Source organism: Vibrio sp. PID23_8, assembly GCF_003584965.1.
Lineage (GTDB): Bacteria > Pseudomonadota > Gammaproteobacteria > Enterobacterales > Vibrionaceae > Vibrio.
The window spans coordinates 214,852-236,130 of record NZ_LIXE01000005.1 but is presented as its reverse complement, the minus strand read 5'-3'; the positions used below and the strand labels follow the sequence as shown (position 1 = coordinate 236,130).

The following is a 21,279-nucleotide window of genomic DNA, read 5'->3' as shown; positions in this document are numbered from 1 at the left end:
ATACACCCTAGTTCGAAATTCGTGGGTCAAGCCACACATACAACAAATCCGCAATGAAGTTGGCTGTCAGAACCGCCGTCACTAAGATCAATAAGATAGCTTGAATAAGTGGGTAATCTCGCGCCACGATGCCTTTTAGCAAGATGTTGCCTAGGCCTTGGTAGTTAAACACCACTTCGGTCATGATCGAACCCGCGAATGAGAAACCGATCGCCATCGCAATGGCCGTTGCCACTGGTAAGATTGCATTTCGGCCCGCATAACGGTTCATCACTTTAAAGCTACTCAAACCTTTAGCTTCTGCCATGGTCACGTAGTCTTCACCCAATATGTTGATCATCGCATTACGCATGTTGAACACCCAAGTGGAGATACCCACTACCACCATTGAGCCCATTGGTAGTACCGCATGTTTCGCCACACTACTGATGAATTCCCAGTTGAAGCCTGGCTCCAATGAAGGGTCATAAGTATATGCTAGCGGCAGCAATTCCATCTTCAAACCGACGAAGTAGAACAACAGCAAGGCAGTTACGATGTATGGGAAATTACTGATGAAGGCCAACACTGGTGGCATAATTTGACCAAACAAGCCTTCGCGATGGTAAGAAGCATAAGTACCGATACTCACGCCAATGATCAGAGCGACAATCAGAGAACCAAGCGCTAGAAACATGGTCCATGGTAGTGCCATAGCAATCACTTCAGATACGCTAACCGGGAACATCAGAACTGATGGACCAAGTTCAAGCGTAAATACACTTTTCATGTACGCGATGTATTGAACAAAGATGTTGCCGTCAACAAAACCGTACATCTCACGTACAGCATCCATCTGAGCAGGATCCATTCGACCTTGTGCTGCTGCAAATAAAGCGTCAACTGGGTCACCTGGCATTAAGCGTGGCAACATAAAGTTGAACGAGATCGCAATCAGAAAGGCAGTAAAATAAAAGCCAAATCGGCGAGCTAGAAACGACATATCAAACCTTTAACTTACGAGCCACAACGCACGGTTACTTTTGCGGTTGCGGTTGTGGCTCCGATGTTAATTAAAAAAACCTACCTACAACTGAAAGTGCTAGTTATTTCAGATGTAGGTTGTTCAGGATGATCACGCGCTTACCGCCGTCATACCAAACTGGTTGTATGTAAGGGTCTTTCTCGCTTGGCCAGCCAACGATTTTCTTAGTGCTGTACTGGAACCAAGTTGCATTAGAGAACAAAGGGATAAATGGCATATTTTCTGCGGTGAACTCTTGAAGCTCAGAAATGATCGCTTCTTGCTTCTTCGTATCACCAATTTTACCAAAGCTCTCAATTAGCTTATCGATTTCAGGTGAGTGAACACCATGACCTGCGTGGAAGCCTTTACCTATACGAGAGGTGTGGTAGTACTCTTGGAACGCCAGAATTGGGTTATCCGACACCATTGACCAGTTGATCGACATGGTGAACGCACTGTCTTTCAGGTTCTTATCGTAAACCGCCCAGTCAACCGTCTTCACGTTGGCTTTGATGCCCACATCGGCATAGTATTCGGTTACCATCTGAACCACTTGGATCCAGTCCGTCCAACCGTTAACCACTTCAATATCGAACTCGACAGTAGATCCGTCAACGTTGTCACGGAAGCCATCACCATTACGGTCAACAATGCCCGCTTCATCAAGTAAGGCCTTCGCTTTGCCTGCATCGTATTGCGTCAAATGTCCGTATTTTTTGTTCACTTCAGCATCAATGTGGCTCTTGTAAAGTTCGGCGATGCCACCCACATTATAGTTCACAGTAGGGTAACCATAGGCCGCAATATCAACGATCGCTTCTCGGTCTAGCGCCATTGAAAGTGCCTGACGTACACGTAGGTCATCAAATGGTGCTTTTTTGGTATTCACGTAAAGATGAATCGCATCATTTGCTGGGTACCAGAAATGGTTGTTCTCTTTGTCTTGATTAACAAACGTCGATTCAACATCAGCGATAAAGTTTGAACCCCAGTCGATCTCACCCTTAATCAAAGCGGGTTGAATTTGTGAGTTATCGTTGTATGAACGGTAGTTTACACAGTCAAGGTATGGGCGATTCTCTAAGTAGTAGTTTTCGTTACGGCACAACTCCATTTGCTGAGGTTTAACGTACTTCACGGTCGTCATCGGGCCACTACCGACTGGATTCGGGTTAGTAAAAGTAGTGTAATCCGTTACTTTTGACCAAGTATGTTTCGGAACAATGTGATACGCACCGATGCTCCAAAGGAACGTCGAATCAGCTTCTGCAAGATCAAACACAACGGTATGTTTATCGGTCGCTTTAATGCTAGTCAGGTTACCTGTCGGCCAAATCGCTTTTACATCAAATGCTGGCGCTTTCTTCGTCAGCTCAAAACTGAATACCACATCTTCCGCTGTCAGCGGAGCGCCATCAGACCATTGTAGGCCGTCACGTAATTTCAAGGTAATGGTTTTTAGATCGTCTGAGTACTGTACAGATTCCGCTAGGCGAAAGTGCGTTTCACCTGTCATGTTATTCAGGACGAACAACGGCTCATACATAATGCCATGTAGCAGATCACCTGATGTGTAAGGGTTAAAATTTTTCACAAAACCGGTGTTAATGATTGGCACTGTCAGCGTACCACCTTGTTTAATGCTGTCCGCTTGAGCAGTAGTGGCAAGCAACATACTGGCAGCAAAGGTAGCAAGTAGGGTTTTCTTATGCATCACATTGTCCTTTTATAATGTTGGATACGAAAAGAAAGCGCTTTCTTATGACTCAAAAAAATAAAGCGACTCAATTGAGTGATCTCGTTCGCTTGGCCATTACGACTCATCGCAAATAGATTATAAACCCAGCAGGAAAGCGCTTTCTTTGCTTTACCATAGTCGTAAATCTCGCAAAGTTCTTCAATGAAAGGGAGTAAAAACAACGCGTTGATCACAACACGAAAAATTCTTTTATATCAATAACTTAAAAACAATAGAGATCTCACTTATGTTTTTAAGCCTTATAATTCAACAAGTTAAACACCTATCGCTTAGCTCGGTTTTTGTGAACCAATCCAAGTTTATCTCTACTTACCATTGCCACTTAGACCAAACATGTCACCGCCCAATATCAAAGGCTCAATTGACTACAACTCGTGCTGATGCACACAAAATCAGCACAAACATTAAGAAAGCGCTTTCAAAATCTAATATTCAGTGAAATCATCCATTCGTCTGAGCAAATTTGAGGAACAAACATGGTTCATTTTTGGAATGGCAACAAATCAGTGATTCGCCAAGAATTCGAATGGAAAGTGCTACAGCTTGTGCTAGAACAGACGAAGTTAAACATTATTATAAACAATGACTTGACTGATTACCCAAGTGCTAAAGATGAAGGACTTGTCTTTTCACATGGCACCGATGTATTGGTTACAGTGGCGGGCAATCGCAAGTTTACGCCAGGAGCCTATTCTATGATTCCACAACCTCTATGCCGAGGATTGTTAGGCTGCCGTATATTGATCATACACAAGAGTCGGTTAGCAGAATTTAGTCGATTGACGCCGTTGCAGCTCAAGCAGTTAAGCGTTGGTATTCCGGCCACGTGGGCTGATGCCGAGCTGTTTCGTTTCAATCAATATCACGTTGTCGAACAAGGGAGCTTGCAAGAGAGGCTGATCGCGGTACAGAACGGTGAGTGTGATTACGTCTCTCTTGGAGCCAATGAAGCCGAGGCAATTGTCACTCAATTTGCGCACCTCACGCCGGATTTGGTCGTGGAGCCGAGCATACTACTCTACTACCCATTCCCTTTGGTTTTTTATTGCCACCCAGAAAAAGCAGCATTGCAGAAAGCCATTGCCCGAGGGTTAGAGCGTTGCTTAGCCAACGGAGAGCTGGATATGCTATTTGAACAGACTTATGGCGCGGAAGTACAAGCTGTCAAACTCCACCAACGCCGTGTTTTTCAGTTAGTGAATCCAATCTTACCAAGCGAATTTACGGGTTATCAGTCAGAATTACTGCCCATTTAACATCAGCTCGGGCGAAATTTAGATACCGTCGACTCCCGCACAATTAAGTCTATCGGTGGGAGTCGGGGACTGCATTTTTCGCCAGTTAGCAGGCTCAAGATTAACTCTGCACACACCACACCGAGCTCCTCAATGGGCTGACGTAATGTGGTTAATCCAGGAGTAAAGTACTTCGACGCAGGCAAATCGTCAAAGCCAATGACAGAGACATCTTCTGGTACTCTCAAACCATGATCATGCAGAGCTTTAATAGCCCCATACGCCATCTGGTCATTAGAGGCAAACAACGCGGAAAAGTGCACCTTAGATTTGATCAACTCTACTGTACGCTCATAACCAACCTCGCTACTAAAATCGCCCTGCTTAATCAGATTATTGCGCACTATAATCCCAGCTTCGGTCAGCGCCTTTTTGTAACCAACAAAGCGTGACACTGCGTCTGGCTGATTAAGCGAACCTTTAATATGTGCAATGTTCACATGCCCTTGTTGCAACAAGTGCAGCGTCGCCATGTGACCGCCAAGCACATTATCAATATTCACCGATTGCAACTTGTTATCCATACAGCTGTAGCCCACGGCGACCACGGGGATCTTTTTGGAATAATCCACCAGTTCTTTCTCTGTCAAACTGCCCGCCACAACAATCACGCCATCGACATTACTCTTCTCTAAATAACTCAGCGCTTGTCGTTGTATGCTGTGTTGCCAATATCCAGAGGCAATCACAAGGGAATAGCCTTTCGATCCGAGAAACCGCTCCATGTCGTTAAAGATGCGACTGATAAAGGGGCTTCCTGGATTTTGTACCAACACGCCAATCGTCATCGAACGTGTGTTGGTGCCTTGATTCATTTGGTAATTGGGCTTGTAGTCTAGCGTTTTAATCGCATCTTCAATCGCGATAGTTTTGTCTTGGGAGATAAACGTTGTGCGATTAAGAAAACGCGATACGGTGCTAGGAGAGACACTGGCTAATTTAGCCACATCGTAAATCGAAGGAGAACGTTTTTTCTTTTTCATAGGTTATTCAGCAGATCCAGGCAGGCAAATGATAAAAATATAAATGACGGAAAATTTTCACTCAATTCTATTTAGATATCGCGTATGGATAAAAAAAGCCAGTGCACAAACACTGGCTCTTACACTTTTCCTACAACGCGATTTAGAAAGTCGCAAGCGAGTTTTCACTCAGCGCATCAAATAGGTGAATCGAATCCAAATCCAAGTACAGCGTGAGTGTATCTACATCCACTTCTGCGGCTTGAGTTTCCACCATCAGAGGCTGACCAGCAACTTCTGTTTTCAATAGAATGCTTGCGCCTAATAGCTCTTTGTCTTTGATTTTCACTGGGAATGGCAACACGCGATCATGATCCACTTGCTCCGCTCGCAGATGAATGTCGGTTGGACGCACACCAAAATGCAGTGCAAGATTTTTCGATGCGTGCGCTTTAAAACGCTCCGGCAGTGGAATACGAACATCGCCCAATTCTACTTCCCAATTGCCCTCTTCTCCCACCAACTTCGCATCCAGCATGTTCATTGATGGATTACCGATAAACTGCGCCACGAACTTGTTTGCAGGGCGCTGGAACACTTCCGTTGGCGTACCCACCTGAGCCACATAACCGTCTTTCAGAATCACGATGCGATCTGCCAATGTCATCGCTTCTATTTGATCGTGAGTCACATAAATCGTCGTGGTTTTTAACTCACGATGAAGGTGTTTGATTTCTTCACGCATCACACCACGTAGCTTGGCATCAAGGTTTGATAATGGCTCATCAAACAAGAATACTTTCGGTGTACGTACCATTGCTCGGCCCATCGCCACACGTTGACGCTGACCACCAGACAGCTCTTTTGGTTTGCGCTCAAGAAGCGCATCTAGCTCCAACATCTGCGCCGCTTTACGCACTTCGATGTCGATTTGGTCTTTCGGCATACCTTTCAATTTAAGTGCAAAGGCAATATTCTCGTAAACCGTCATATGCGGGTATAGCGCGTAGCTTTGGAACACCATCGCAAGGTCACGGTCTTTAGCGTCGATTTTGTTCATCAGCTTATCGCCAACATAAATCTCACCGCTAGAAATACTTTCTAGGCCAGCCAGCATTCGCAACGTAGTCGACTTACCACAACCTGATGGTCCAAGGAAAACCACGAATTCGCCGTCTTGTACGGTGAAATCAAAGTGCTTCACGACTTCCACATCATCGTAAGATTTCTTGATGTTTTTGAATTCTACTTTAGCCATTATCTGTTCTCCTCAGCTCGGTCTAGCAGCATGTTTCGGTACGCAATCGCACTCTGCTTGAAGGTGCGCTCTTGAGTTTGGTAATCAACGTGTACAATACCAAAGCGTTGTTTGTAACCATATGCCCACTCGAAGTTATCCATTAGACTCCAAGCGAAGTAGCCATTCACATTCACGCCAGCTTTAATCGCTTCATCAAGTGCTTCTAGATGTGATTGGAAGTAGCGCACGCGTTGTTCATCATTCACTTGGCCTGCAACATGGTGGTCATCACCCGCCGCTCCATTTTCGGTAATGTACAAAGGCGGTAGATTTGAATAACGCGTTTTCAAACGTAGCAATAAATCCGTCAATGCTTGTGGGTAGATTTCCCATCCAATAAAGGTGTGCTCCGCTTCTGGCTGAGGAATGCTCTCTAGCATGCCATTTTCATCGAATCGTACCACACAACGGGTGTAGAAGTTGATGCCAATAAAGTCTAGGTCTGTACGAATGATATCGAGGTCACCCTCTAGAATCATCGGCATGTTGTGCGCTTGACGCTTAAGTACGGTTTCTGGATATGTCCCTTTCAACACAGGATCCATAAACCAGTGGTAGCCTTCCGCATCGCTGTACTCTGCCGCTTCTGCGTCTGCCTCTGTGTAAGGGTACGCAGGCGTCGCATTGAACACACAACCGTGCATCGCATTTGGTGCGTTCTTGCGCATGTGTGGAATTGCCAAGCCATGACCCAACATCAGGTGGTGTGCCGACAAAAAGCCTTCACGCTCGCCTTTTATACCTGGCGCATGCTCACCCCAACGGTAGCCTAGGTAAGCAGAGCAGAATGGTTCGTTCAGTGTTGCGTAAGAGTCAATCTTGTCACCGAAGTAAGCACTAACTACATCCGCATACTCTGCAAACTTGTAAGCCGTTTCACGGTTCAGCCAACCACCTTTATCTTCAAGGTATTGAGGCAAGTCCCAGTGGTAAAGCGTCACGAACACTTTCAAACCACGAGCATGGCACTCATCGATGATTTGCTCGTAAAACTTAAGACCTTCTTCATTCACTTTGCCATCTTCTGGCAGAATGCGCGGCCATGCCATCGACAAACGATACGCATCGACACCGAGACCTTGAATCATCTCAATATCTTGTTTCCATAGGTGGAAGTGATCACACGCCACATCACCGTTATCGGCATTGTCTACTGCACCAGGCTTGTTGCAAAATGTATCCCAAATCGATGGTGTACGCCCACCAAGCTGTGCGCCCCCTTCAATTTGGTAAGAAGAGGTCGCGACACCAAATAGGAACTCAGGGTGGCGCATTTTAGAATCTTGGGGTAATTGGAATTTATTCATTATATTTTTATGCCTTAAATTTCTCTTAACCTTTCACAGCGCCTGATGTCAGACCGCTAATCATCTGTTTCGAAGCAAATAAGTAAGTAATTACTAACGGAAGAATGGAGATAGTGGTGCCAAGCATCACCGCACCCCATGGCGTATTTGGAATCCCTTGCACGCTTCGTAGTGCCTGAGTAATAACGTAGTTGTCTGGGGAGTTCAGTACCACCAATGGCTGCATAAACATGTTCCAGAAGAAGACAAATTGGACAATGGCCAGTGTCGCTAGAGCTGGTTTCATCAATGGTAATACGACGCTCCAGTAAGTTCTAAATTCACCAGCGCCATCGAGTTTTGCCGCTTCCAAGAGTTCTTTTGGAATTGACGCGATCACGTGCTGACGCATGAGAAAGATACCAAATGGCGTTGCTGTAAATGGTAACCAAACGGCGATATGGCTATCTAGTAAACCTAGGAACTTCACGATCATGAAATACGGGATCAGGCTCAAAACAGGCGGAATCGCCATTGAACCCACCAACATACCAAACAGTAGGTTCTTACCTTTAAACTTGTACACTGCGAAGGCGTAGCCGCCCATGCTACAGAACAGTAATGAAATTGTCGTACCTAAAAAGGCAACATAAATCGAGTTAAACATCGCTTGCCAAAATGGCATAATTTCAAGCAGTTGAGCGTAGTTGTATGCCAAACTATCGCCAATCGCTAAGCTGATACCTGTACCGAAAATCTCCGAACGATCACGTGTCGACAATAGTGCAGACCATATAAATGGAAACACTGTGATAATTGCCGAGACAATCAATACAAAGGCTAGTAGCACCATCGCAACCTTCGTCAACAGGTGGGTGGTACGCTCGCTTGGCATAAGTCCGCTCAAGGGGGACGCTGTGGTTTTAATTGAGGTCGTCATGCTATTGCTCCCCTAAGCCTTTCTTACCAAAGAATAAGAATTGAATTGCCGTACACGTTGCGATTAGAGCAAACAGTAACCATGAGATTGCCGATGCAGTCCCCATCTCTAGCCACTCCCAACCTACTTTGTAAAGATACATAGAGATCGTTAGACCAGACTGACCGGTACCACCGCCCCCACGAGTCAAAACAAACGGTTCTTCAAATAACTGCAGATTCCCGATAATCGTCATGGTGATAGCAAAGAAGATAAATGGACGAATCATTGGTAATGAAATGTGCCAGAAGCGGCGGAATGCATTAGCACCATCCATACGTGCTGCTTCAAGAATGTCTTTTGGAATTGTCATCAAGCCTGTCGTGTAAAGCACGATATTAAAGCCGGTGTACTTCCAAAAAATCACAATAGCAATCGATGGTTTGATCATCGTTGCATCATCGAGCCAGCGAATTGGCTGATAATCATATACCCAAGAAAAAGCCCAACCTAATAGCTGGCTATCCGCCAAGGCAATCAAAGTTTGGTTGATAATGCCCGAGTTTGGCGAATACATATTAAAGAAGATGAGAGATGCAGCAACCGTAGAAGTAATAAATGGTAGGAAATAAGCCGACGTCAACCAGTGACGCAAGCGATCGCCCATTGATACTAAAATATACGCTACAGGAATTGCCACTAAGTGCTGTGCAACACCTGAAGTGACAGCAAGCCATAAGGTATTTTTCAATGAGCGCCAAAGCCATGGGTCTGTGAGTGCAATGTGGTAATTTTCAAAACCAACAAACTGCATCGCATCCATGCCCTCTACAGGGTTCCACATTTGGAACGATAGAAAGACAGAAAACAGTAAAGGGAATATCCCAAAAACAGAAAAAATGATCAGAAACGGCAGAAGGAACCCATACGGTGTAAGCGCTTTCAAATTTAGATATGAAAAAAAGCTTTTACGACCCGTAGTTTCCATGACGTTGCTCGCTGCGTGATTCATAGTAACGACCTCTTACAAAGGAGGCGTTTGCACGCCTCCAAACTTTAAAACTAGCGAGTTGCTTACATATTACGTGTGCGGCGCTTAATTAGGCGCTCTGCTTCACTAAGTGCAACTTTAATATCTTTACCTTCATCAAGCACTTCCATCAGAGCATTTTCAAGAATGATTGAACGTGCTACGTGGTCGCCTTTCGCTGGTTGAACCGGCTTGATGTTTTTAGCAACTTCAGCAAAAACGAGACGTGCTTGCTGGCCACCAAGGAACGGTACTGGCTCTTGGAATAGCTCGTCATCGTACGTTGCTGTGTTCGCTGGGAATGCTGCAATCGTTTCAAAGTGCTTAAGCTGAACATCGCGATCTGCTGTCATGTATTCAATAAGTTTCCATGCTTCATCTGGGTTAGGTGATTGAGTTGGAATTGAAAGGAATGAACCACCCCAGCTACCATAAATGCCATCAGGAAGGTGCTCTACACCCCACTTACCCGCTGTATCTGGTGCAATCCAGTTATTTAGGTGGCCCAGTAGCCATGCACCTGAAAGCTGCGTCGCGAATGTACCGTTACGGAAACCTTCGTACCATTCATTAGACCAAGCAAGGATGCGGCCATCTAAGCCTTTATCTCGAATCTGTTTTGCCACTGTAAATGCATGAACGAAGCGCTCTGAGGTCACCACTGGGTTCCCGTCTTTGTCGAAGTACAAGCCTTCACCTTCAGGAACGGTGGTAAAGATGATCGCTTGCGCAACGTCTGCTGCCGAAGCAATAAGCTGTATGTTTTGTTTTTTAAGCGTTTCACCCGCAGCGATGTAAGAATCCCAATCTTTGATCGCTTCGTTGATATCAATGCCCGCTTTTTCAAAGAGGTCGGTGCGGTAGTACATGACGCCAGGGCCTAAGTCGACAGGCATGCCGTAGATATCACCATCTGCACCTTTGCCTTGTGCCCATGCGTAAGGCGCAAAACTGTCTGCGTATTTATCTGCACCGTAATTTTCAGACAGGTTAACCAAACCACCTGAAGCCACAAATGGGCCAATTTTTTCTACATCAACAACAATCACATCACCCGCACCAGACCCCGTTGCCAAGTTGGTTGTCAGCTTGGTATGGTGGTCGCCATGATTGTTCATTAGGTAATCAACCTTAATACCGTTTTTTTTCTCGAAATCTGGCAGCAGTACTTTCAAGCTGCTATCGAAGTCAGGAAAGCCATCGAAGCGGATTTTGGTTTCGTCGGCAGCGTTTACCGTTGCAGCGACACCGAGTGCAGCAGTCATAGCAAGCGTCAAAGTTTTCAGTTTCATGTTGTCGTCCTTAATTATTGTTCTAGAGATTATTCAGTAACTTGACCGAACCTCTGGGTACTAGGGTTGGTGTGAGCTTGAAGTTCACATCACGTTTGTTCTTGTTCAGCGCTTGGATGACAAGTTGCACCGCCTCTGCGCTCATCTGTTCTATAGGGAAATTAACGGTGGTAAGGGCTGGCGTGAGATAGCGAGCAAACAAGATATCATCAAACCCCACTAGTGAAATTTGCTCTGGTACTTGCATGCCCTCTGCTTTCAACACTTCATAAGCGCCAAACGCCATGTGATCGTTACAGGCAAATACGGCAGTGAAAACACATTCACGTTTTAGCAACTTACGCATAGCACTGATGCCTGATTCTTCAGTAAAACCGGCCTCGGACACTAACGCTTCGTCATACGCGATTTCCGCTTCTTCAAGAGCCTTGCGGTAACCTTGTAGACGCCCCCGTGCGTCAGATTTGTCCAGAGGACCGGTAATACATGCAATGTTGCGATGCCCCATTCGCAACAAATATTCAGTCGCCATTCGGCCACCTAATTCGTTATCGATCTCGATACAACTGTGGGCCATTTCTGGGATATAACGGTTAACCAACACCACCGGAATCCCCTTGTTATCAAGATCAATCAAATAATCATCAGAAAGACTTTGCGTGTGCAAAATCATCGCATCGACACGGCGACCAAGCAGAAACTCTACCGATTCGCGCTGGCTTTGCTCTGTATTCGATCCCGCCGTAACAATCACGTGATAGCCCATACGTCGCAAGCGTTCTTCAATGCTGTGTAAAATACCGGAGTAAAATGGGCCACCTAACTCAGGAACAATGATGCCAATACTGCCAGTACGACTGGATGCGAGCGCCTGCGCAATCGAGTTTGGACGATAGCCTAAATCCTTAATTGCTTTTTCGACTTTGAGTTTCTTATCATGGCTAACGCGGCATGTACCGTTAATCACTCTAGAAACGGTCGCTTGAGAAACGCCTGCGTATTCAGACACATCTTTAATCGTCGCCACATCAACCTCTTTATGGACACCACATCGCAAGTTTCAAACACCTTCGAAACCGCTTTCATCATTCGATTATTCAATATCTAGCTAAGAATTAGCGTGAGTGAGTTCACAACAAGTTTGGGGCTAAATAGAGTAATTTGATAAAGAATGAGGCAACTTACAGTTTTCTTTTCACTTGTGAAACTGTTTCATGACCAGAAGAATTTGCCTGCCTCAGGAGATAAAAAAGCCTCCACGAGGGAGGCAAAAATACAAGAATTAAGAGTAAATAGATGGTAAGCATTTGATCGTTCTGCCTTAAACACTCACCACCTTAGCATGGACAGTAATTAACTAGGTGTGGCTTACCACCAAGCTTCGAACATTGCACCAACCGTTAGGGTGTCAAGATCGGTTGCCACTTTGTTGCCATTGTCATCAAAACCTGTGTACTCGTTATCGGCATTACCCACTGTTGCATAAAAACGTAGCATCGGACGTGACCAAGTATGTGGACCAATCGCCATGTTCTGAGACAACGTCATCTTCCAAGAGCTGTTCGTCGCATCGATGTCATCGTAATCCACGACGTTGTAACCACCTTCTAACCACGTCGAGTGTATGTCATTCCACTGGTACGTCGGGCGAACAATTGCATTGTAGTTCACACGACTGTCATTTCCTTCAACGTCTAGTGCTTGATAAGCCGCTAGATATTGGATTCCCGCTTTGTCTGTCAGCATTGTGCCGCCATCAAAGCTGACTAACGTCGCCGTTTGCCCTTCGGCTAAATCAAACACACTGTCTTTTGCGTTATCAGAGTAACGAACAATCAATCGTTGACCTGCCATCGACAACTCACCCGCCACTTGGTAAGACGTCACGCCATCCACGGATGTACCTTTCAATTTGTCTGACGTAAAACCGTAGTTCGCGTAAAGGCTAAGGTTTGCCATTTCACCCAACTGAATGCCATGCAATTTACTGGTAATAGCGTAGCGACCGTTGTCACCCACCATGTCACCCTCTACTTGCCCTATGGCACCAAAGTCGAACTTAGCAGCGCCTAAGTCTAGGTTATAAAAACCCGCACCTTGACCATCGTGCATCATCCAGAAGTAGTCGTTCAAATCAGTTTGTGGACGTTGATGGAAGTCACGGCCTGCCCATACGTATAGGTCTGGTTGATCTTCAAATAGATTGGCCGCTCCTGCGTAAAACTTCTTAAGGTTAACACCACCATCATCTGCCCATGAAGCATCTGCCCAATGCTCAAGCATTAACACGATATCCCAAATAGCACCACCGTCGCTCTCAAACGCGCGGGCAAACTGGTATTCACCACCGTTTTGTTCATTACCTAAACGACCTGTTGCGTTTCCGTTCAACGCCCCTGCCGTACCGACTGTCACTGCATCACTGCCCTGGTAAGCCGCGCCATAACGAGCATAACCAGAGAACACCACGCCTAGTGGCACTTCGGTTTCAGAAGTCAATACGGCTGGTTGCTGATCAAAAACGTAACCGGTTTGAATTTTGGTTTCTAGCTCTTGAATACGTTTTTCTAATGCCTCTACATCGGCATCAGCAGCAAAAGAAGGTAAAGAAGCAAGCGAAGCGGCCACCGCAATAGAGAGAGGTAAAACTTTAAAGCTTTTCATGTTATATCCCTAAAATTTGTATGTGTTGTTATCTCGTAAGGAATATTAAGGAATGAAAGCATTGAAAAGTTGCTGCTGCTTCACATGTCAGGAGCCCCAGAATGACATGAAACAACGCATGAAACAAAAAACACAATTTATTATTTACAATCATAGGGATAGAAAGAAAGAAACATGGCAATCACATTTGAAATCGCTTTCATTTCACCAATTTGTTTAATTTTTATCACGTTAATTTGCTCAATCCGATGGTATTTTTCACTCTCCTCTATGAAAAATTTCATTATTCTGAAAATATTCACAAGCCGTAAGTTTCTTACAATGCTATATACCTTGAGTAGAGGAGCGGATACAACCTAAGCAAACATATACATCATCCACAACCCCATCAGGAGGAAAGTGACTAACCAAATCACTTGACCAGTTTTACTCGGTTTCACTCTTTTTGACGGAAGGCAAGGTGTTAACGCTTTCTCTTTCGCTTTGGCCAATCGACTTTTCTCCAAAGCTTGTCGATAAGAGATTCTACGTCTGTGTGCTTCATTGGCCACGGTGGTAAAACGATGCCTTTGGTCTGTGGTAAAGTCTGCTGCATCATAGCGAGGAGGAAGATCAGAATGTTTAGATTGAATTGCCATTGTGTCCTCCTTAATTGACCTATGTATCTATTCTAAGTATATACGCTGCTGGCACTTTATTTCTAAAGACTGTTACAACTGGATAACATGCACAAAAAAACCACCCGACGGTGGCTTTCTTAATTTTTTCTTTGCTAAGCGCTTATAAATACTCACACAAATAAGCGGTGGCATCTTTTACTTCCAGTTCAAACGACGCGTTACCTTCCACTTCGAAGAACTCACCACTGTTGTATGTTACCCAATCGGCCTCACCTGCTTTCTTTACAATGAGTGCGCCTTTTACAACGGTCATACGTTCTGGGGCTTGGGTTCCAAACGTGTATTCTCCTGGAAGCATCACACCGACACTAACGTCTTGTCCTTGTTGGTCAAAACCGAGTGACTTTACACCGCCAGCAAAATAACTGTTTTCCTTAATATTCATTGTTGGTTTCCTTATCAAAAATCCGCTCTTTTTTACCCTGTATTGTTCTGCTACTCAAGCTCGACATTACCTATATCAACGAAGATGAACGACTAGCAGCCTTGTGTCGAAATGTAAAAGTGGACATTAGATCATAGTTTCAATATCACATTCTAGAGATTGTTTGTTTTTACAACTGAATCTTTCCACCATAACCCAAAAAACAAGAAGCAGGGATCATGACGAGCACAACACTCCAAAAACGCAAACAAGACCAAACTCCGCCTCCCTCATTTTGGGCACACCATCAGTTCAAAATAATCAAAGGGGTATTTGTATTGTTCAGTTGTAGCTTACTAGGATTCATTAGCTATCAACTTTACGTATCCTATAACGACTACATTGATCCAAAAAAAGTCTATGGTGAGTGGATAGAGATTGGCGCACCGCCATACCAAACTGAGCATCTCAATTTCACTCCTGACGGTGTATTTCGAAATCATCGCCTTATTGCCACTCAATTTGAGTTCGATGGCAAGCAAATCACCTTAAACACAGGGCTAGGAAAAACAGCCTACCAAATATCTGGATCTCATCTCTCTCCTCAACTCCGTCGTGTCAAACCCGCCTTACCTGAGCAACGATTCGTCTCTAAAGAGTTCGAGCACACGGTGCAAGGCTCAGAAACCGGTGCTGCATCTAAGCGCCGCGCTGCGCTAAGCAATCACTTTGGTGGTGATTAGCGATATTAAATGCAAAAAGCTTTATTTCGCTCGCAAAATAACGCACACAAACTGAGTAGAAGATAAATTAAGTAGATGCCAAGAATTTATAAATTATTGGCTCGATTTAGCATTTTTCCTGCAAAACAATGTTACCATAACGTTAAAGTTATGTAGCAAAGTCGATTCTTGGTTTATTTTTTCACGCAAATAAATAAGCGTCTGAAATGCTAAATGCGATGCTTTTGCACTGCACGTAAACTAATTGTCTTTTCTGTCGCAAGAGCAGCTTATGTTCATAAGTGAACGTAAATTCAAGGATTGAGAGAGAAGTTATGATTCGATTTAACCTATGTGCAGCTGGGGTTGCCCTAGCACTATCTGGCGCGGCAAACGCGGCGCCTACCGCACCAAGTATCGATATGTACGGTTCCAACAACCTGCAGTTTTCTAAAATTGAGTTGGCAATGGAAACCACATCTGGCTACAACGACATGGTTAAGTACCATGATCTAGCTAAGATCAACGTGAAATTTAATCAGTGGAGCGGTACTTCTGGCGACACTTACAACATCTACTTTGATGGCGTAAAAGTGGCGACAGGCCCTATCACTGGTAGCCAAACCACGGCATCATTTGAATACGGCCAAGGTGGCTTGTACCAAATGGAAATCGAAGCGTGTGACGCAACAGGTTGTGCTAAGAGCGCACCAGCAGAGATCACTATCGCGGATACCGACGGTTCTCACTTGCCGCCTCTCACCATGAATGTTGACCCAAACAACAAAACCTACAACACAGACCCAAGCGTTGTGATCGGTACTTACTTTGTTGAATGGGGTATTTACGGCCGTAATTACACGGTTGATAACATGCCTGTCGATAACTTGACTCACATCATCTACGGTTTTATTCCTATCTGTGGCCCGAATGAATCAGTAAAATCGGTTGGCGGGAACAGCTTTAATGCGCTACAAACTGCGTGTCGTGGTGTGGATGACTATGAAGTGGTGATTCATGATCCTTGGGCAGCATTCCAAAAAAGTTTCCCTCAAGCGGGACATGAATACAGCACACCTATCAAAGGTAACTATGCGATGTTGATGGCGCTAAAACAGCGCAATCCTGATCTGAAAATTCTTCCTTCTATTGGCGGCTGGACTCTGTCAGATCCGTTTTATGATTTCGTCGATAAAACCAACCGTGACACCTTCGTTGCTTCGGTTGAAAAATTCCTGAAAACATGGAAGTTCTATGACGGTGTCGACATCGACTGGGAATACCCTGGTGGTAGTGGTGCTGCTGCTGATAAAGGTGATCCTGACAACGATGGTGCTGCATACGTTGCGCTAATGCGTGAACTGCGAGCAATGCTCGATGAGCTAGAAGCAGAAACAGGCCGTACTTTTGAGTTGACCTCTGCGATTGGTGTTGGCTACGACAAAATCGAAGACGTTGATTACGCAGATGCGATTCAGTACATGGATTACATCTTTGCAATGACATACGACTTCTACGGCGGTTGGAACAACGTTCCTGGCCATCAAGCCGGACTTTACTGCGGAAGCTTCATGCGTCCTGGCCAGTGTGACGGAAGCGGTGTCGATGAAAACGGCGAAGCGTACAAAGGCCCAGCTTACACGGCTGACAACGGCATCCAACTACTACTCGCGCAAGGCGTTCCTGCGAACAAACTGGTTCTAGGTGCAGCAATGTACGGCCGTGGTTGGGAAGGTGTAACACCAGATACGCTGACGGATCCAAACGACCCAATGACAGGTACTGCGACAGGTAAACTGAAAGGCAGCACGACTCAAGGCGTTTGGGAAGATGGCGTGATTGACTACAAAGGTATTAAGTCATTCATGCTAGGTGCGAACAACGCTGGCATCAACGGCTTTGAATACGGTTATGACGAGCTAGCAGAAGCACCTTGGGTGTGGAACCGTTCGACGGGTGAACTGATTACATTTGACGATCACCGCTCTGTATTGGCAAAAGGCAACTACGCAAAATCTCTGGGTCTAGCAGGTCTATTCTCTTGGGAAATTGATGCAGATAACGGCGACATTCTTAACGCAATGCACGAAGGCATGGCTGGTGGTGTCGTTGTTCCACCAAACCGCCAACCAACGGCAGCCGCTGGTTCAGACCAAGCAGTAACAGGTCCTGCAAGTGTTGTTCTTGATGGCAGCAACTCAACTGACTCTGATGGCACAATCGCAAGCTACGCTTGGGAGCAAGTATCAGGTACTGCAGTGGCTCTATCTGGCGCGAACACTGCGACAGCAAGCTTTGATGTAGCACAAGTGACTGCAGAAGAGCAGCTAACGTTCAAACTAACAGTAACCGATGACAAAGGCGCAACCGCTTCTGATCTCGTTGTAGTCACGGTTAAGCCTGCTGGTGTGATTGATCCACCAAACACTGCGCCAGTTGCAAAAGTTTCTACACCTACAACAGTGAACGCTGGCGACGTAGTCGTGATTGATGCTTCAGATTCTAGCGATGCTGACAACGACACGCTAACGTTTGATTGGACGCTACCTCAAGGTCTAAACGCTACGGTTAACGGCGCGAAAGTGACGTTCACGGCAGCAGAATACCCACAAGACACAAGCCTAAGCTTCACTGTCAGCGTAAGCGATGGTCAAGCAACTTCGACTGCAAGCGCTACGGTTGTTGTCGCGAAACACAACCCAAATCCTGGAACGTGTGACAATGCCTGGGATGCTAGCACAATTTACACCGGCGGTGACCAAGTCACTCACGCAGGCAAGACCTGGGAAGCGAAATGGTGGACTCGTGGCGAGGATCCAACCAAGTCTGGTCAATGGGGTGTTTGGAAAGAGGTTGGCCTAGCAAGCTGCAACTAAGTTCCACTAATGCAATGTCACTTTGACATTATTAAAAAAAGAAAAGGACAGCTTCGGCTGTCCTTTGTTATTCAGTGTTATTGAATTTCTTGTATCAAGCGGTCAAAACTGCGAAACACCTCTTCACACTTCATCACACGCCCATGACCTTGGCCCTGAGTGGTCACCAGTTCCACTCGTTCAATTTCATTCGCAGCCTGAACCGATACACTGTGCTTAGTGAACTTGTCTTGTTCATCATGAACGATGATGGTTGGCGAAAAACGTTCTGAGAGGCGCCTAAATGGGTCAATGGATTGTAAAGGGTAACTAAACTGATCTTCGATTTCTGATACCACTGCGTTGAACAGTTTCATCGAGTAACCTGAACGGGTAATAGTGCCAAATAAATTCTCAACATAGTTCAGCACTGGCGCAATCAGCAACAGTGGTTTGTTTTCAAGCTTACTATGACGACACTCCAACGCAGAAGCCGTCCCCATACTGTGCCCCACCAAACCTGCGACATCACCCACCGAATCAAGCACATCCTCTAAACCACGTACAAACGATGGAATGTGACCATATTGCCCTTCGCTTTCACCATGCGCAGGGTGATCGTAAGCCAAAGCCGTATAGCCTTTTTGTGCAATGTATTCCATCAAAGGGTAGAACTGACTGGCGGTTCCAGACCAACCGTGAGTGAGCACCCAAACCGGTCCAGTACCGAGTGAATAGGTTTTGATCACCCCTGTGTAACCTTGCAACTCACTTTTAATCAGTCCTTTAGGCTCGGCATTCTTTGCCTGTGTCCTTACCGGAGTAAGCAGTAACTTTCGCGCCGTGTTTTTAGCATGTGTTGGGGCCAACGTATGGTGCAATCGTGTACTAATGTTGACCAAACTGCGTTTAATGCTGAAACGCTGCGAGGTGTTAAAGTAGATTTTCTCACTCATGATCTTTTCCTTAGCTATCAGCTTTGCACAAAATAGAACGGTCGTGCTTTTTGTGCTGATAAGAAAGAGCGCTCAGTGTCGCCCTTTGTTATAAAACGCTTACTATGCCCCTGACCGCAGGGCTAATGCTTCCATCGAGTAAACAAGTTATCGATACCCTGCCAGAACAGTCTCTGGCTTTCTTGTTCCCCTTTGATCGAATAAAACACATGCGCACTCAAGTACTGCCCGTACAGATCAAAGGTCGCTTGTTGCGTATCTAAATCCGCCCTAAACTCATGGTTTTCTTTGCCTTTTATCACTTGAATTTGCAAGTAATTCAACCAAGTATCAATCGACTGACGCAGTGCTAATTGCAGTGGGCAATCCTCTTCTGCCGCGTCATTCCATGCATCAAGAAACATGCAACTGCCTTGAAACGAATGATTCCACGTCATCCAGGCATCCAACAGACCACGAATCTTTCGCTCAATATTGCTATCCCCAAACTCTCTCGCAGGTGCGATAACTCGCTCAGCAAATACGTCATTTGCATAGGCCAATACCGAGAGCTGTAAATTCAACTTGGCGTTAAAATGTGCGAATAAGCCACTTTTTGACATTCCACATTGTTTTGCGAGTTCGCCAATCGTGAGGCTTTCTAAGCCATTTTCACTCGCCAACTGAAATGCGCGCTGAAGAATGAGTTCTTTGGTCACTTTTCCTTTATTCATACCTATAGTTTTAGCACGGTCGTTCTTTTTTGTAACCTTAAATTTTCCGATATCAGGCTAGCGAAGAAAGACGGATAAGTTTGAGCTGGATCTAAATTTCGGAAACGGATTGCCATCAATTGATCATGACTTGATTTTTTACCTAAGCTAATCAGGTCTTTACCTGCTAAGTTTGCGCTGATTTTTTCATTTATTTTAGGTAAGCATACTATGGCAACCACCCAAAAAATTGCCAGTTTAGAATTTGCTCGCATCATTGCGATGTTTGCAATTGTTGGACTTCACTGCCAGATGGCCCTCACCTATTGGCAATGGGATGAAGTGCCTTGGGTAGGCTATATACTCAACCAGCTCGCTCGCTTCGCCGTCCCGCTGTTTTTCCTCATTTCCGGCTATTTGATTCAACCAAAGTTAAGCGAGCGCCCTCTCGAGACACTAAAAAGTTACGCCAAGCCACTAATGAAGATCTGGCTGATATGGAGCATGATATGTCTAGCTGTGCCATTTCGCTGGCACACCGTGGCTGAAGCGGGCTATTTAGCCGAGCGCCAAGGTTACTGGGGCTACTTAATGACCAACCCATTGAATTCCTTGTTAGAAGGTGGCTTGGTGCATCTATGGTTTATTCCTGCACTCGTGATTGCGGTTGCGTTGATCGCGTTATTAGTTCGTATTCGTATGGCTCAGTTGCTGCTACCAACGGCGGTACTGCTCTACATCTATGGCGTTTTCGCCGGCAGTTACATTACGCTCACCGAACTACCAACCCTATTCTTTACTCGTAACGGTCCGTTTTTCAGTACCCTGCTTGTCGTACTCGGCTATCTGGCAAGGCAACAGCAATGGCATTGGTCACGCAATAACACGATTCGTTTCATCTTGCTCGGTATGGCACTACATTTCGGTGAAGCGTATTACTTAATGAATGCCGACATTGCCTTCAACTCACATGATTTCCTCTTTGGTACGGTTATTTGGGCACTCGCAGTGTTCATGTGGTTATTGGCTCACCCGAATTTTGGCAACATGCCATGGGTGTTTAAATGGTCTCCGCGTATTCTCGGTATTTATGTCAGCCACTTATTGGTGATCATCATGATGAAGAATGTGGCCGGTATTTTGGGGTTACAAGGCTTAACAGGTGATCTGTTTCTTTATTCCGCCACCATCGTTATCACTGTGCTGTTAGTGACCGCGATTGAAGCCTCTCCATTTAAAAAGCTATTGCTGCGCTAAATTCATTCAGAACTTCATACCCAAGTAACCTCAAGATTCTTGGGTATATATCGCTTGCTCTTACACTTAAGGTTTAGAGCAAGCCTCATAAAAAATGAGAGCACTCTCTCACTCAGAAAAATTCTCATTTTTAAACCAACAGAATTTGCTTCCTCTCACAAAAAACATCGTTCATTTGTTTTAGATTACTCTTTATCAACAAAACGCTCATTAAACGGAGGCTGTATGTGGGCAGGTCAG

General features: G+C 45.3%; 18 protein-coding genes. 4 read left to right on the top strand and 14 right to left on the bottom strand.

Annotation, left to right across the window (positions count from 1 at the left end; all coding sequences use genetic code 11):
- Nucleotides 1-7 precede the first annotated feature (7 nt).
- On the bottom strand, nt 8-982 hold the full coding sequence (locus AK966_RS11400) for an ABC transporter permease (RefSeq protein ID WP_119464176.1): 975 nt from the start codon (nt 980-982) through the stop codon (nt 8-10).
- Between the two features lie 103 nt (nt 983-1,085).
- Nucleotides 1,086-2,720 carry an ABC transporter substrate-binding protein gene (locus AK966_RS11395; protein WP_119464175.1) on the bottom strand — a complete coding sequence of 545 codons (1,635 nt, stop codon included), beginning with the start codon at nt 2,718-2,720 and terminating at the stop codon, nt 1,086-1,088.
- A 521-nt stretch (nt 2,721-3,241) separates the two neighbouring features.
- Between AK966_RS11395 and AK966_RS11385 the strand changes: the two genes are divergently transcribed.
- On the top strand, nt 3,242-4,021 hold the full coding sequence (locus AK966_RS11385; protein ID WP_119464173.1) for an ABC transporter substrate-binding protein: 780 nt from the start codon (nt 3,242-3,244) through the stop codon (nt 4,019-4,021).
- Between the two features lie 2 nt (nt 4,022-4,023).
- On the opposite strand, the gene AK966_RS11380 is transcribed toward AK966_RS11385, so the two are convergent.
- The 10 genes from AK966_RS11380 to AK966_RS11335 form a co-directional block, all read right to left on the bottom strand.
- Nucleotides 4,024-5,043 (bottom strand): LacI family DNA-binding transcriptional regulator, encoded by a 1,020-nt coding sequence (locus AK966_RS11380; RefSeq protein ID WP_119464172.1) that lies wholly within the window; start codon nt 5,041-5,043, stop codon nt 4,024-4,026.
- Nucleotides 5,044-5,185: 142 nt separating this feature from the next.
- Entirely contained in the window at nt 5,186-6,280 is a 1,095-nt protein-coding gene (locus AK966_RS11375; protein ID WP_119464171.1) for an ABC transporter ATP-binding protein, read from the bottom strand.
- Nucleotides 6,280-7,629 carry a GH1 family beta-glucosidase gene (locus AK966_RS11370; protein ID WP_119464170.1) on the bottom strand — a complete coding sequence of 450 codons (1,350 nt, stop codon included), beginning with the start codon at nt 7,627-7,629 and terminating at the stop codon, nt 6,280-6,282. The genes AK966_RS11375 and AK966_RS11370 overlap by 1 nt, the downstream gene beginning before the upstream one ends.
- Before the next feature lie 25 nt (nt 7,630-7,654).
- The gene (locus tag AK966_RS11365) at nt 7,655-8,503 is read right to left on the bottom strand and encodes a carbohydrate ABC transporter permease (protein ID WP_182852660.1); all 849 of its coding nucleotides are present in this window, start codon (nt 8,501-8,503) and stop codon (nt 7,655-7,657) included.
- 46 nt (nt 8,504-8,549) lie between these two features.
- Nucleotides 8,550-9,539, bottom strand: coding sequence for a carbohydrate ABC transporter permease (locus AK966_RS11360; protein ID WP_099078416.1), 990 nt, complete (start codon nt 9,537-9,539; stop codon nt 8,550-8,552).
- Between the two features lie 62 nt (nt 9,540-9,601).
- Nucleotides 9,602-10,849, bottom strand: coding sequence for an ABC transporter substrate-binding protein (locus AK966_RS11355; protein ID WP_099078417.1), 1,248 nt, complete (start codon nt 10,847-10,849; stop codon nt 9,602-9,604).
- Nucleotides 10,850-10,871: 22 nt separating this feature from the next.
- The gene (locus AK966_RS11350) at nt 10,872-11,876 is read right to left on the bottom strand and encodes a LacI family DNA-binding transcriptional regulator (RefSeq protein WP_099078418.1); all 1,005 of its coding nucleotides are present in this window, start codon (nt 11,874-11,876) and stop codon (nt 10,872-10,874) included.
- Nucleotides 11,877-12,217: 341 nt separating this feature from the next.
- Complete coding sequence (locus AK966_RS11345) at nt 12,218-13,513, bottom strand: carbohydrate porin (RefSeq protein WP_119464168.1); 1,296 nt, start codon at nt 13,511-13,513, stop codon at nt 12,218-12,220.
- Nucleotides 13,514-13,869: 356 nt separating this feature from the next.
- Nucleotides 13,870-14,151, bottom strand: coding sequence for a hypothetical protein (locus tag AK966_RS11340; protein WP_099078420.1), 282 nt, complete (start codon nt 14,149-14,151; stop codon nt 13,870-13,872).
- Nucleotides 14,152-14,293: 142 nt separating this feature from the next.
- Entirely contained in the window at nt 14,294-14,578 is a 285-nt protein-coding gene (locus AK966_RS11335) for a pyrimidine/purine nucleoside phosphorylase (RefSeq protein WP_099078421.1), read from the bottom strand.
- Nucleotides 14,579-14,796: 218 nt separating this feature from the next.
- On the opposite strand from AK966_RS11335, the gene AK966_RS11330 reads away from it, so the two are divergent.
- Both AK966_RS11330 and AK966_RS11325 read left to right on the top strand, forming a co-directional pair.
- Nucleotides 14,797-15,300 carry a DUF2850 domain-containing protein gene (locus AK966_RS11330; protein ID WP_119464167.1) on the top strand — a complete coding sequence of 168 codons (504 nt, stop codon included), beginning with the start codon at nt 14,797-14,799 and terminating at the stop codon, nt 15,298-15,300.
- A 314-nt stretch (nt 15,301-15,614) separates the two neighbouring features.
- A complete protein-coding gene (locus AK966_RS11325; protein WP_119464166.1) occupies nt 15,615-18,155 on the top strand; it encodes a glycosyl hydrolase family 18 protein in 2,541 nt (846 codons plus the stop codon).
- A 77-nt stretch (nt 18,156-18,232) separates the two neighbouring features.
- Here AK966_RS11325 and AK966_RS11320 read toward each other — a convergent pair whose 3' ends face one another.
- Together AK966_RS11320 and AK966_RS11315 are read right to left on the bottom strand one after the other, a co-directional pair.
- The gene (locus AK966_RS11320; RefSeq protein ID WP_119464165.1) at nt 18,233-19,090 is read right to left on the bottom strand and encodes an alpha/beta hydrolase; all 858 of its coding nucleotides are present in this window, start codon (nt 19,088-19,090) and stop codon (nt 18,233-18,235) included.
- Between the two features lie 122 nt (nt 19,091-19,212).
- Nucleotides 19,213-19,803: a TetR/AcrR family transcriptional regulator gene (locus AK966_RS11315; protein WP_119464164.1), complete on the bottom strand. Its 591-nt coding sequence runs from the start codon at nt 19,801-19,803 to the stop codon at nt 19,213-19,215.
- A gap of 210 nt (nt 19,804-20,013) precedes the next feature.
- Between AK966_RS11315 and AK966_RS11310 the strand changes: the two genes are divergently transcribed.
- Entirely contained in the window at nt 20,014-21,039 is a 1,026-nt protein-coding gene (locus AK966_RS11310; RefSeq protein WP_119464163.1) for an acyltransferase, read from the top strand.
- Nucleotides 21,040-21,279 lie beyond the last annotated feature (240 nt).